7 protein-coding genes, 2 tRNA genes, 2 rRNA genes and 1 riboswitch are annotated in these 13,463 nt (G+C 51.9%); of the genes, 9 read left to right on the top strand and 2 right to left on the bottom strand.

From position 1 onward, the window contains the following. Nucleotides 1–452: 452 nt before the first annotated feature. Complete coding sequence (gene oxyR / locus HV314_RS23925; RefSeq protein ID WP_003028858.1) at nt 453–1,370, top strand: DNA-binding transcriptional regulator OxyR; 918 nt, start codon at nt 453–455, stop codon at nt 1,368–1,370. On the opposite strand, the gene sthA is transcribed toward oxyR, so the two are convergent. Then, entirely contained in the window at nt 1,353–2,753 is a 1,401-nt protein-coding gene (sthA, locus tag HV314_RS23920; protein WP_016155291.1) for a Si-specific NAD(P)(+) transhydrogenase, read from the bottom strand. The two genes, oxyR and sthA, sit on opposite strands and share 18 nt — an antisense overlap. Nucleotides 2,754–2,944: 191 nt before the next feature. Between sthA and fabR the strand changes: the two genes are divergently transcribed. Together fabR and HV314_RS23910 are read left to right on the top strand one after the other, a co-directional pair. Continuing rightward, the gene (gene fabR, locus HV314_RS23915; protein WP_003028862.1) at nt 2,945–3,580 is read left to right on the top strand and encodes an HTH-type transcriptional repressor FabR; all 636 of its coding nucleotides are present in this window, start codon (nt 2,945–2,947) and stop codon (nt 3,578–3,580) included. A gap of 15 nt (nt 3,581–3,595) precedes the next feature. Continuing rightward, nucleotides 3,596–3,955: a YijD family membrane protein gene (locus HV314_RS23910; RefSeq protein WP_016155292.1), complete on the top strand. Its 360-nt coding sequence runs from the start codon at nt 3,596–3,598 to the stop codon at nt 3,953–3,955. Between the two features lie 45 nt (nt 3,956–4,000). On the opposite strand, the gene trmA is transcribed toward HV314_RS23910, so the two are convergent. Then, a complete protein-coding gene (trmA, locus tag HV314_RS23905; RefSeq protein WP_019077891.1) occupies nt 4,001–5,101 on the bottom strand; it encodes a tRNA (uridine(54)-C5)-methyltransferase TrmA in 1,101 nt (366 codons plus the stop codon). 115 nt (nt 5,102–5,216) lie between these two features. After that, nucleotides 5,217–5,403: riboswitch (cobalamin riboswitch) on the top strand. A gap of 65 nt (nt 5,404–5,468) precedes the next feature. Between trmA and btuB the strand changes: the two genes are divergently transcribed. The 6 genes from btuB (at nt 5,469) to HV314_RS23875 (ending at nt 13,444) form a co-directional block, all read left to right on the top strand. After that, nucleotides 5,469–7,307 carry a TonB-dependent vitamin B12 receptor BtuB gene (btuB, locus tag HV314_RS23900; protein WP_181546865.1) on the top strand — a complete coding sequence of 613 codons (1,839 nt, stop codon included), beginning with the start codon at nt 5,469–5,471 and terminating at the stop codon, nt 7,305–7,307. Next, nucleotides 7,252–8,103: a glutamate racemase gene (gene murI / locus HV314_RS23895; protein ID WP_016157938.1), complete on the top strand. Its 852-nt coding sequence runs from the start codon at nt 7,252–7,254 to the stop codon at nt 8,101–8,103. Before btuB ends, murI begins: the two co-directional genes overlap by 56 nt. 352 nt (nt 8,104–8,455) lie before the next feature. Beyond that, a 16S ribosomal RNA gene (locus HV314_RS23890) occupies nt 8,456–9,997 on the top strand. A 71-nt stretch (nt 9,998–10,068) separates the two neighbouring features. Next, nucleotides 10,069–10,145, top strand: a tRNA-Ile gene (locus tag HV314_RS23885). A 108-nt stretch (nt 10,146–10,253) separates the two neighbouring features. After that, nucleotides 10,254–10,329, top strand: a tRNA-Ala gene (locus tag HV314_RS23880). Nucleotides 10,330–10,537: 208 nt separating this feature from the next. Beyond that, nucleotides 10,538–13,444 (top strand): 23S ribosomal RNA (locus tag HV314_RS23875). Together the 16S and 23S rRNA genes with 2 tRNA genes alongside form the textbook arrangement of a ribosomal RNA operon. Nucleotides 13,445–13,463 lie beyond the last annotated feature (19 nt).

Genomic DNA, 13,463 nt, shown 5'->3' with positions numbered 1-13,463 from the left:
AATATGGGTGAATATACTCTAAATAATTAGAGTGGCGAAGAAACGAGTGTTCTTGCGATTTGCCATATATTGAATATCGCGCGGTTATTATTTATGAACCTGATAGGGCGTCAAATATATAAATGATACAAAATGTTTTTGATTATTTTAATTTAATATGATTTTAATTTAAATAATCGAATGGAAATATGTAATTTATATTTTGTATATATTTTTTTGAATGTATTCGCGCGGGCGCAAAAAAAATGCGGACTCAAGGTCCGCAAAAGTTCACGTTGGCTTTAGTTATTTCGAGTATGAGAGAAACTCTCAAAACGGACAGTAGCTTCAAGGGTTAAAGGGGTACCGTTCCGTTTCTGTGGTGCATTATTAAACAGAAAGCTTGATAGGGATAATCGTTCGTTGCTATTCTACCTATCGCTACGAACTATCGTGGCGATGGAGGATGAATAATGAATATTCGTGATCTTGAATACCTGGTGGCGCTAGCCGAACATCGTCACTTCCGACGAGCAGCAGACTCCTGTCACGTTAGTCAACCAACGCTGAGCGGACAGATCCGCAAGCTGGAAGATGAGCTTGGCGTCATGCTGCTGGAGCGTACGAGTCGCAAAGTGCTGTTCACTCAGGCAGGTTTACTGCTGGTGGATCAGGCGCGCACCGTGCTGCGCGAGGTCAAAGTGCTCAAGGAGATGGCAAGCCAACAAGGCGAGACAATGTCTGGACCGCTGCATATTGGTTTGATCCCAACGGTGGGGCCATACCTGCTGCCGCATATTATTCCTATGTTGCACCAGACCTTCCCAAAACTGGAAATGTATCTCCATGAGGCGCAGACGCATCAGCTGTTGGCGCAACTGGATAGCGGTAAGCTCGACTGCGTCATTCTGGCGCTGGTGAAAGAGAGTGAGGCGTTCATCGAAGTACCGTTATTTGATGAGCCTATGCTGCTGGCGATCTATGAAGATCACCCATGGGCAAACCGCGACTGTGTGCCGATGTCCGATCTGGCGGGTGAGAAACTGCTGATGCTAGAGGATGGCCACTGCCTGCGCGATCAGGCGATGGGCTTCTGCTTTGAAGCGGGTGCCGATGAGGATACCCATTTCCGGGCGACCAGTCTGGAAACGCTGCGTAACATGGTGGCGGCAGGCAGCGGTATTACCTTACTGCCCGCGCTGGCCGTGCCGCCGGAGCGTAAGCGTGATGGCGTTGTCTATCTGCCCTGCATCAAGCCTGAACCGCGCCGTACGATTGGCCTGGTGTATCGTCCAGGTTCGCCGCTGCGCAGCCGTTATGAACAGCTGGCAGAGGCCATCCGTGGGTCAATGGATGGCCATTTCGACAGTGCGTTAAAACAGGCGGTTTAAGCCATTTAGCGCTGCTACCCGATAGGCTTCCGCCATGGTTGGGTAGTTAAAGGTGGTGTTAACGAAGTATTCGATGGTGTTACCACCACCTTTTTGCTCCATTATCGCCTGACCGATGTGAATAATTTCGGCCGCGCGTTCCCCAAAGCAGTGGATCCCCAGAATCTCTTTCGTTTCGCGATGGAACAGGATCTTCAGCGTTCCGACACTCATACCCACGATTTGCGCACGTGCCAGATGTTTAAACTGGGCGCGGCCAACCTCGTATGGAACTTTCATGGCCGTGAGCTGCTGCTCGGTTTTCCCGACGGAGCTGATTTCCGGAATGGTATAAATTCCGGTCGGGATATCTTCAATCAGATGCGCGGTAGCTTCGCCTTTTACCAATGCCTGGGCGGCAATGCGTCCCTGATCGTAGGCCGCCGATGCCAGACTCGGATAGCCGATCACATCTCCTACGGCATACACGTGCGGCAGCGCCGTCTGGTACATGCTGTTGACCTTCAACTGTCCGCGGCTGTCGGTTTTCAACCCAATATTTTCCAGCGCCAGCGAATCGGTATTACCGGTACGGCCATTGGCGTACAACAGGCAGTCGGCTTTCAGTTTCTTACCGGATTTCAGATGCATGATGACGCCGTCATCGCAACCTTCAATCTTCTCGTACTCTTCGTTGTGGCGAATGACCACACCGCTGTTCCAGAAGTGGTAAGAGAGCGAGTCGGACATCTCTTGATCGAGGAACGCAAGCAGACGATCGCGAGTGTTGATTAAATCGACTTTGACGTCCATTCCACGGAAGATCGACGCATATTCGCAGCCAATTACTCCCGCGCCATAAATCAAAACATGGCGGGGTTCATGGTGCAGGCTCAGGATAGAGTCGCTGTCATAAACCCGGGGATGGGAAAAGTCGACATCCACCGGATGATAGGGGCGTGAACCACAGGCGATGATGAACTTATCCGCGGTCAGCGTTTCCACCGTGCCGTCGTGGCATTCAAGGGCGAGTGTGTGTTCATCAACAAAACGGGCATTTCCCTGCAAAATTTCACAGTGGTTGCGCTCGTAAAATCCTTGCCGCATACGCGTTTGCTGATTAATAACGTTATCAGCGTGGTTGAGAATATCGGCGAAAGAAGAACGAAGGAGTCGGGAGTGGTCGCTGTAAAGTGGGTTCTGATTGAATTCAATAATACGGCTGACGGCGTGGCGGAGGGCTTTCGACGGGATGGTCCCCCAGTGGGTACAGCCTCCGCCGACGTTATGATAGCGCTCAATCACCGCGACGCGCGCTCCTTGCTTAACCAGACCCATTGCAGCGCCTTCGCCGCCGGGACCGGAACCTATTACTATTGCATCGTAATCGTAGGAATGTGACATGGTCAGGCTTACCTGTTCTTATACATAAAAGCAACAGAATAGTAACATCGTTGTCGGGATAACCCAATTATCGTTGTGCTTTTTTGCGAACTCGAAGCACAAACTGCGCGTAAACAATCATTCACAAAGCCATGCCAACCGCCTAATCTCTGGTATAGTGCCAGCAAGGTATGTGGAAGGATTCAGACATCGTGATGGGCGTTAGAGCGCAACAAAAAGAAAAAACCCGGCGTTCGCTGGTAGAAGCCGCATTTAGTCAACTCAGCGCTGAGCGTAGTTTTGCCAGCCTCAGTTTACGCGAAGTCGCTCGTGAAGCGGGCATTGCGCCAACCTCGTTTTATCGCCATTTCCGCGATGTGGATGAACTCGGCCTGACGATGGTGGATGAGAGTGGTTTGATGCTGCGTCAGTTGATGCGTCAGGCGCGTCAGCGTATCGCGAAGGGCGGGAGTGTGATCCGCACCTCGGTCTCAACATTTATGGAGTTCATCGGCAACAATCCCAACGCCTTCCGTTTATTATTGCGCGAGCGTTCGGGAACCTCCGCGGCGTTTCGCGCAGCGGTCGCTCGTGAAATTCAGCACTTCATTGCGGAACTTGCGGACTATCTCGAACTCGAAAACCATATGCCTCGTGCGTTTACTGAAGCGCAGGCCGAAGCCATGGTCACCATTGTGTTCAGCGCCGGGGCAGAAGCACTGGATGTTGGCGCCGAGCAGCGTCGACAGCTGGAAGAACGGCTGGTATTGCAACTGCGCATGATCGCGAAGGGCGCATTTTATTGGTACCGCCGTGAACAAGAGAAGATGACGCATCACTCCGAGTAACGAGAAGGACGAGCAATGAAACAGTCAGGTCAAGATAAAGGTACGCTGCTGCTGGCGCTGGTTGCTGGCTTATCGATCAATGGCACATTTGCGGCGCTGTTTAGCTCCATTGTGCCATTCTCAGTATTCCCAATTATTTCGCTGGTGCTGACGGTTTATTGTCTGCATCAACGCTATCAAAACCGCACCATGCCTGTGGGGTTACCGGGCCTGGCCGCCGCCTGTTTTATTCTCGGCGTTCTGTTGTACAGCACTGTGGTACGCGCTGAATATCCAGATATTGGCTCAAACTTCTTCCCAGCGGTTCTGTCTGTGATTCTGGTGTTCTGGATCGGCTTTAAAGTGCGTAACCGTAGACAGGAAATCGTGGAGTAATATTTGTAGGCCGGGCAAGCGAAGCGCCCCCGGCCAGAACATCATTTACTTTGCAGTCAGTAATACTCCGCACTCCATATGGTGCGTATACGGGAACTGATCGAACAGAGCCAGGCGTGAAACATTGTGCGTCTGGCTTAACGTTTCCAGGTTCTTACACAATGTCTCCGGGTTACAGGAGATGTACAGAATTCGCGGGTACGCCTGCACCATTTTCTCTGTTTCGCTGTCCAGACCGCTGCGCGGTGGGTCAACGAAAATGGTTTCACACTGGTAACTCTTCAGATCGATCCCCTGCAAACGGTTGAACTCACGAACCCCGTTCATCGCCTGAGTAAACTCTTCGGCCGCCATGCGGATAATTTGTACGTTATCAATATGGTTAGCCGCAATGTTGTATTGCGCTGCAGCCACGGACGGTTTAGCGATTTCAGTGGCCAGCACGCGGTTGAAGTTTTGTGCGAGGGCTAACGAGAAATTGCCATTGCCGCAGTACAGCTCAAGCAGGTCGCCTTTTGATCCCCTGGTGACATCAATCGCCCATTCCAGCATCTGAATATTCATGGCGGCATTCGGCTGGGTGAAGCTGTTCTCAACCTGGCGGTAGATAATCTCTTTACCCGCAACCGGCAAGCGTTCGTCAATGTAATCCTGGTCCAGCTCGATTTTGGTTTTGGTTGCCCGGCCAATCAGATGCACGTTCAGGTTTTGCGCCCGTAACGCATCCCGCAGCGCTTCAGCTTCCTGACGCCATTCATCATCCAGCTTTTTATGGTACAGCATCGATACCACCGCCTGATCGCTCAGGGTAGTGAGGTAATCAATCTGGAACAGTTTGTGGCGCAGGACGTGGTTGTTGCGAACGCCGTCGATCATTGCCGTCATCAGCGTGTTGATAAGCTCGCTGGCCGCCGGGAAACTGTCGACGCGGATACGGCTTTTGGTCTGGCTGTCGAACATGATGTGGTACAGATCATCCCCGTCATGCCACAGACGAAATTCCGCGCGCATACGGTAGTGGCTGACCGGCGAGCGAAACACTTCCGGAGCCTGTGCATAAAATGGCGTCATTAAGCTCTGCAGACGCACTACTTTTTCAGCTAACTGGGCGTCGTACTGTTCTGTCGGAAGGTGTTCGGGGGTCATGATGCGTCCTGAAAAATAAAAGTACGCGGGGATTGTAGGGATTGCTCAACAGATGTCCAGTCATTGATGATTTCCGATATTGTGATGCGCGGTCTGGACACCAGGTTGTAACAAACTGTAGCATCCGTTTTCCGGTCCTGTGAGTTAAAAGGGAATCCAGTGTGAATCTGGAGCTGACGCGCAGCGGTAAGGAAGGTAGGGGATGAGCGCACCTGGTGCAGACACTGCGGCTTGCCGTGGGAAGTCATCATCTCTTTAAGTTGCCTCCAAGCCCGAAGACCTGCCGGCTAACGTCGCATCTGGCTTTCATCATCGCGTACTATCGGTGGGACCTGCGGCATCCTTCTTATATTGTGGATGCTTTACAATGATTAAAAAAGCTTCGCTGCTGACGGCGCTCTCCGTCACGGCATTTTCTGGTTGGGCACAGGACACTAGCCCAGATACTCTCGTCGTCACTGCCAACCGTTTTCAGCAGCCTCGTAGCGCTGTACTTGCCCCTATCACCGTTGTTACGCGTCAGGATATCGATCGCTGGCAATCCACTTCCGTCAATGATGTGCTTCGTCGCCTGCCGGGCGTGGATATCGCCCAATACGGTGGTATGGGACAAAATTCGTCTATTTCTATTCGCGGCACCAACGCCAGCCATGTGCTGGTGTTGATTGACGGCGTGCGTCTGAACCTGGCAGGGGTTAGCGGCGCAGCCGATCTTAGCCAGTTCCCAGTCTCGTTAGTGCAACGTATCGAATACATTCGTGGGCCGCGTTCGGCGGTTTATGGTTCTGATGCGATTGGCGGTGTGGTGAATATCATTACCACGCGTGAAAAGCTGGGGACGGAACTCACTGCCGGTGTGGGGAGCAATGGGTATCAGAATTACGATGTCTCAACCCAACAACAGCTTGGCGAAAATACGCGCGTCACATTAATGGGCGATTATGCCTATACCAAAGGTTTTGATGTTGTCGCATACGGTAGCACTGGCTCTCAGGCTCAGCCCGACAAAGACGGTTTCTTAAGTAAGACGCTATATGGCGCGCTGGAACATAACTTTTCCGATACATGGAGCGGGTTTGTTCGCGGCTACGGCTATGATAACCGAACAGATTATGACGCGTATTATTATCCTGGGACGCCGTTAGTGGATACCCGTCAGCTCTATAGCCAAAGCTGGGATGCCGGGCTGCGCTTTAATGGCGAGCTTATCCAGTCACAACTGGTTTCCAGCTATAGCCATAGTAAAGATTACAACTATGATCCGGATTATGGCCGCTATGACTCCTCGGCCACACTGGATGATATGAAGCAATATAATGTTCAGTGGTCCAACAGTATGGTGCTTGGTCACGGTAACGTAGGCGCAGGCGTTGACTGGCAAAAGCAAACCACGACGCCTGGCACCGGGTATGTCACGGACGGTTACGATCAGCGTAATACGGGTCTCTACCTGACCGGGTTGCAGCAACTGGGCGACTTTACCTTTGAAGGTGCGGCGCGCAGTGATGATAACTCCGAATTTGGCCGTCATGGCACATGGCAGACCAGCGCCGGATGGGAGTTTATTGAAGGCTATCGCTTTATTGCCTCCTACGGTACATCTTACAAAGCGCCTAATCTCGGACAGTTGCATGGTTATTACGGCAATTCGAACCTGGATCCTGAACAAAGTAAGCAATGGGAAGGGGCGTTTGAAGGCTTAACGGCGGGCGTGAACTGGCGTGTATCCGGATATCGTAATGATATTGACGACATGATCGATTACGACCCGCATACCGAGAAATACTTTAACGAAGGTAAAGTTCGTATTAAAGGTGTGGAAGCGACCGCAAACTTTGATACCGGGCCGTTGGCACATACGCTGAGCTACGATTATGTCGATTCGCGCAATGCGATTACGGACAAGCCGCTCGCACGCCGTTCTAAAAACCAGGTGAAGTACCAGCTCGACTGGCAGGTTTATGATTTTGACTGGGGCCTGACGTATCATTACCTGGGAACGCGTTATGACACTGACTACGTAACCTACCAGCCAGTAAAAATGGGTGGGGTTAGCCTATGGGATCTTGGCGTGTCATATCCAATCACCTCACAGCTGACAGTTCGTGGTAAAATCGCCAACCTGTTCGATAAAGATTACGAGACAGTTTATGGCTACGCAACTGCAGGACGGGAATACACCTTGTCTGGCAGCTACACTTTCTGATCCGCGTCCCACCGTGCTGGTGTTTGATTCCGGCGTCGGTGGGTTGTCGGTCTATGACGAGATCCGGCGTCTTCTGCCGGATCTCCACTATATATACGCTTTCGACAACGTCGCCTTTCCTTATGGAGAGAAGAGCGAGGAGTTTATCGTCGAACGTGTTGTTGAGATTGTGACTGCGGTCCAGCAGCGCTATCCCCTCTCTCTTGCGGTCATCGCGTGTAATACAGCCAGCACGGTATCGCTCCCTGCATTACGTGAGAAATTTGCCTTTCCGGTTGTGGGCGTGGTGCCTGCTATTAAACCGGCGGCGCGACTCACGGCGAATGGTGTGGTGGGACTGCTGGCTACGCGTGCAACGGTGAAGCGTTCATATACCCATGAGTTGATTGCACGGTTTGCTAACGAATGTCAGATAGCGATGCTGGGTTCCGCTGAGCTGGTGGAACTGGCGGAAGCGAAGCTGCATGGTGAAACCGTTTCTCTGGAAGAACTGCGTCGTGTCCTGCGCCCTTGGCTGCGGATGTCGGAACCACCTGACACAGTGGTGCTCGGATGCACCCATTTCCCTCTATTACGGGAAGAACTTTTACAGGTCCTGCCCGAGGGGACGCGGCTGGTGGATTCTGGTGCCGCGATTGCGCGTCGTACGGCCTGGTTATTAGAACATGAAGCGCCAGACGCGAAATCAACTGATGAGAATGTCGCATTCTGCATGGCAATGACGGCAGAAGCCGAACAATTATTGCCCGTGCTGCAGCGTTATGGCTTTAAGACGCTCGAAAAACTGGCTGTTTAGGCTGTTTTGGTGGAAAAATAGGCACTCGGAAGATTATTTTAAATTTCCCCTTGTCAGCCTGAAATAACTCCCTATAATGCGCCTCCACTGACACGGAACAACGGATTACAAACCGCCGGGTCAGCGGAGAAAAGCGAAAATAAACGCTTGACTCTGTAGCGGGATGGCGTAATATGCACACCCCGCGCCGCTGAGAAAAAGCGAAGCGGCACTGCTCTTTAACAATTTATCAGACAATCTGTGTGGGCACTCGAAGATACGGATTCTTAACGTCGCAAGACGAAAAATGAATACCAAGTCTCTGAGTGAACACGTAATTCATTACGAAGTTTAATTCACGAGCATCAAACTTAAATTGAAGAGTTTGATCATGGCTCAGATTGAACGCTGGCGGCAGGCCTAACACATGCAAGTCGAACGGTAGCACAGAGGAGCTTGCTCCTTGGGTGACGAGTGGCGGACGGGTGAGTAATGTCTGGGAAACTGCCCGATGGAGGGGGATAACTACTGGAAACGGTAGCTAATACCGCATAACGTCGCAAGACCAAAGAGGGGGACCTTCGGGCCTCTTGCCATCGGATGTGCCCAGATGGGATTAGCTAGTAGGTGGGGTAACGGCTCACCTAGGCGACGATCCCTAGCTGGTCTGAGAGGATGACCAGCCACACTGGAACTGAGACACGGTCCAGACTCCTACGGGAGGCAGCAGTGGGGAATATTGCACAATGGGCGCAAGCCTGATGCAGCCATGCCGCGTGTATGAAGAAGGCCTTCGGGTTGTAAAGTACTTTCAGCGAGGAGGAAGGTGTTGTGGTTAATAACCGCAGCAATTGACGTTACTCGCAGAAGAAGCACCGGCTAACTCCGTGCCAGCAGCCGCGGTAATACGGAGGGTGCAAGCGTTAATCGGAATTACTGGGCGTAAAGCGCACGCAGGCGGTCTGTCAAGTCGGATGTGAAATCCCCGGGCTCAACCTGGGAACTGCATCCGAAACTGGCAGGCTAGAGTCTTGTAGAGGGGGGTAGAATTCCAGGTGTAGCGGTGAAATGCGTAGAGATCTGGAGGAATACCGGTGGCGAAGGCGGCCCCCTGGACAAAGACTGACGCTCAGGTGCGAAAGCGTGGGGAGCAAACAGGATTAGATACCCTGGTAGTCCACGCCGTAAACGATGTCGACTTGGAGGTTGTGCCCTTGAGGCGTGGCTTCCGGAGCTAACGCGTTAAGTCGACCGCCTGGGGAGTACGGCCGCAAGGTTAAAACTCAAATGAATTGACGGGGGCCCGCACAAGCGGTGGAGCATGTGGTTTAATTCGATGCAACGCGAAGAACCTTACCTACTCTTGACATCCACGGAACTTGGCAGAGATGCCTTGGTGCCTTCGGGAACCGTGAGACAGGTGCTGCATGGCTGTCGTCAGCTCGTGTTGTGAAATGTTGGGTTAAGTCCCGCAACGAGCGCAACCCTTATCCTTTGTTGCCAGCGATTCGGTCGGGAACTCAAAGGAGACTGCCAGTGATAAACTGGAGGAAGGTGGGGATGACGTCAAGTCATCATGGCCCTTACGAGTAGGGCTACACACGTGCTACAATGGCATATACAAAGAGAAGCGACCTCGCGAGAGCAAGCGGACCTCATAAAGTATGTCGTAGTCCGGATTGGAGTCTGCAACTCGACTCCATGAAGTCGGAATCGCTAGTAATCGTGGATCAGAATGCCACGGTGAATACGTTCCCGGGCCTTGTACACACCGCCCGTCACACCATGGGAGTGGGTTGCAAAAGAAGTAGGTAGCTTAACCTTCGGGAGGGCGCTTACCACTTTGTGATTCATGACTGGGGTGAAGTCGTAACAAGGTAACCGTAGGGGAACCTGCGGTTGGATCACCTCCTTACCTTAAAGAAACGTTCTTTGTAGTGCTCACACAGATTGTCTGATGAAAATTAGCAGTAAGAAAATCTCTGCAGGCTTGTAGCTCAGGTGGTTAGAGCGCACCCCTGATAAGGGTGAGGTCGGTGGTTCAAGTCCACTCAGGCCTACCAAATTTCTGTTGATGCTGCGTTGCGGCGAGGCTCACATACTTCAGTATGCTTCGCGTCACCACGCCTTGCCTCAACAGAAATTAAGGTTAAACGAGATTTAACTACGATGGGGCTATAGCTCAGCTGGGAGAGCGCCTGCTTTGCACGCAGGAGGTCTGCGGTTCGATCCCGCATAGCTCCACCATCCTTTACTGCAAAAACACAAGAAAACTTCAGAGTGTACCTGAAAAGGTTCACTGCGAAGTTTTGCTCTTTAAAAATCTGGATCAAGCTGAAAATTGAAACGACACACTGTTTCATTTCTCCGTAAACAAGAAATGAAAAGCGGTGTGTCCGAGTCTCTCAAATTTTCGCAACACTGAAGTGTTTTACGAAACATCTTCGGGTTGTGAGGTTAAGCGACTAAGCGTACACGGTGGATGCCCTGGCAGTCAGAGGCGATGAAGGACGTGCTAATCTGCGATAAGCGTCGGTAAGGTGATATGAACCGTTATAACCGGCGATTTCCGAATGGGGAAACCCAGTGTGATTCGTCACACTATCATTACGTGAATACATAGCGTAATGAAGCGAACCGGGGGAACTGAAACATCTAAGTACCCCGAGGAAAAGAAATCAACCGAGATTCCCCCAGTAGCGGCGAGCGAACGGGGAGCAGCCCAGAGTCTGAATCAGCATGTGTGGTAGTGGAACGGTCTGGAAAGTCCGGCGATACAGGGTGACAGCCCCGTACACAAAAGTGCATGTGTTGTGAACTCGAAGAGTAGGGCGGGACACGTGGTATCCTGTCTGAATATGGGGGGACCATCCTCCAAGGCTAAATACTCCTGACTGACCGATAGTGAACCAGTACCGTGAGGGAAAGGCGAAAAGAACCCCGGCGAGGGGAGTGAAAAAGAACCTGAAACCGTGTACGTACAAGCAGTGGGAGCCTCTTTATGGGGTGACTGCGTACCTTTTGTATAATGGGTCAGCGACTTATATTCTGTAGCAAGGTTAACCGAATAGGGGAGCCGAAGGGAAACCGAGTCTTAACTGGGCGTTAAGTTGCAGGGTATAGACCCGAAACCCGGTGATCTAGCCATGGGCAGGTTGAAGGTTGGGTAACACTAACTGGAGGACCGAACCGACTAATGTTGAAAAATTAGCGGATGACTTGTGGCTGGGGGTGAAAGGCCAATCAAACCGGGAGATAGCTGGTTCTCCCCGAAAGCTATTTAGGTAGCGCCTCGTGAATTCATCTTCGGGGGTAGAGCACTGTTTCGGCTAGGGGGTCATCCCGACTTACCAACCCGATGCAAACTGCGAATACCGAAGAATGTTATCACGGGAGACACACGGCGGGTGCTAACGTCCGTCGTGAAGAGGGAAACAACCCAGACCGCCAGCTAAGGTCCCAAAGTCATGGTTAAGTGGGAAACGATGTGGGAAGGCACAGACAGCCAGGATGTTGGCTTAGAAGCAGCCATCATTTAAAGAAAGCGTAATAGCTCACTGGTCGAGTCGGCCTGCGCGGAAGATGTAACGGGGCTAAACCATGCACCGAAGCTGCGGCAGCGACACTATGTGTTGTTGGGTAGGGGAGCGTTCTGTAAGCCGTTGAAGGTGTGCTGTGAGGCATGCTGGAGGTATCAGAAGTGCGAATGCTGACATAAGTAACGATAATGCGGGTGAAAAACCCGCACGCCGGAAGACCAAGGGTTCCTGTCCAACGTTAATCGGGGCAGGGTGAGTCGACCCCTAAGGCGAGGCCGAAAGGCGTAGTCGATGGGAAACAGGTTAATATTCCTGTACTTGGTGTTACTGCGAAGGGGGGACGGAGAAGGCTATGTTAGCCGGGCGACGGTTGTCCCGGTTTAAGCATGTAGGCGGAGATTCCAGGTAAATCCGGAGTCTTGTTAACGCTGAGGTGTGATGACGAGGCACTACGGTGCTGAAGTAACAAATGCCCTGCTTCCAGGAAAAGCCTCTAAGCATCAGGTAACACAAAATCGTACCCCAAACCGACACAGGTGGTCAGGTAGAGAATACCAAGGCGCTTGAGAGAACTCGGGTGAAGGAACTAGGCAAAATGGTGCCGTAACTTCGGGAGAAGGCACGCTGATATGTAGGTGAAGTGATTTACTCATGGAGCTGAAATCAGTCGAAGATACCAGCTGGCTGCAACTGTTTATTAAAAACACAGCACTGTGCAAACACGAAAGTGGACGTATACGGTGTGACGCCTGCCCGGTGCCGGAAGGTTAATTGATGGGGTTATCCGTAAGGAGAAGCTCTTGATCGAAGCCCCGGTAAACGGCGGCCGTAACTATAACGGTCCTAAGGTAGCGAAATTCCTTGTCGGGTAAGTTCCGACCTGCACGAATGGCGTAATGATGGCCAGGCTGTCTCCACCCGAGACTCAGTGAAATTGAACTCGCTGTGAAGATGCAGTGTACCCGCGGCAAGACGGAAAGACCCCGTGAACCTTTACTATAGCTTGACACTGAACACTGGTCCTTGATGTGTAGGATAGGTGGGAGGCTTTGAAGTGTGGACGCCAGTCTGCATGGAGCCAACCTTGAAATACCACCCTTTAATGGCTGGTGTTCTAACGTAGACCCGTAATCCGGGTTGCGGACAGTGTCTGGTGGGTAGTTTGACTGGGGCGGTCTCCTCCTAAAGAGTAACGGAGGAGCACGAAGGTTAGCTAATCCTGGTCGGACATCAGGAGGTTAGTGCAAAGGCATAAGCTAGCTTGACTGCGAGAGTGACGGCTCGAGCAGGTGCGAAAGCAGGTCTTAGTGATCCGGTGGTTCTGAATGGAAGGGCCATCGCTCAACGGATAAAAGGTACTCCGGGGATAACAGGCTGATACCGCCCAAGAGTTCATATCGACGGCGGTGTTTGGCACCTCGATGTCGGCTCATCACATCCTGGGGCTGAAGTAGGTCCCAAGGGTATGGCTGTTCGCCATTTAAAGTGGTACGCGAGCTGGGTTTAGAACGTCGTGAGACAGTTCGGTCCCTATCTGCCGTGGGCGCTGGAGAATTGAGGGGGGCTGCTCCTAGTACGAGAGGACCGGAGTGGACGCATCACTGGTGTTCGGGTTGTCATGCCAATGGCATTGCCCGGTAGCTAAATGCGGAAGAGATAAGTGCTGAAAGCATCTAAGCACGAAACTTGCCCCGAGATGAGTTCTCCCTGACCCTTTAAGGGTCCTGAAGGAACGTTGAAGACGACGACGTTGATAGGTCGGGTGTGTAAGCGTAGCGATACGTTGAGCTAACCGATACTAATGAACCGTGAGGCTTAACCTTACAACGCCGAAGATGTTTT

This window comes from Citrobacter sp. RHBSTW-00887 (assembly GCF_013728095.1).
Classification (GTDB): domain Bacteria; phylum Pseudomonadota; class Gammaproteobacteria; order Enterobacterales; family Enterobacteriaceae; genus Citrobacter; species Citrobacter braakii.
The sequence above is the reverse complement of the archived record's forward strand: the minus strand, read 5'-3'. Positions and strand labels throughout refer to the sequence as shown.

Bases quoted from the DNA above. Each gene is read 5' to 3' on its own strand.
- sthA (WP_016155291.1), bottom strand. From the start codon at position 2,753: ATGTCACATTCCTACGATTACGATGCAATAGTAATAGGTTCCGGTCCC.
- btuB (WP_181546865.1), top strand. From the start codon at position 5,469: ATGATTAAAAAAGCTTCGCTGCTGACGGCGCTCTCCGTCACGGCATTT.
- oxyR (WP_003028858.1), top strand. From the start codon at position 453: ATGAATATTCGTGATCTTGAATACCTGGTGGCGCTAGCCGAACATCGT.
- murI (WP_016157938.1), top strand. From the start codon at position 7,252: ATGGCTACGCAACTGCAGGACGGGAATACACCTTGTCTGGCAGCTACA.
- trmA (WP_019077891.1), bottom strand. From the start codon at position 5,101: ATGACCCCCGAACACCTTCCGACAGAACAGTACGACGCCCAGTTAGCT.
- HV314_RS23910 (WP_016155292.1), top strand. From the start codon at position 3,596: ATGAAACAGTCAGGTCAAGATAAAGGTACGCTGCTGCTGGCGCTGGTT.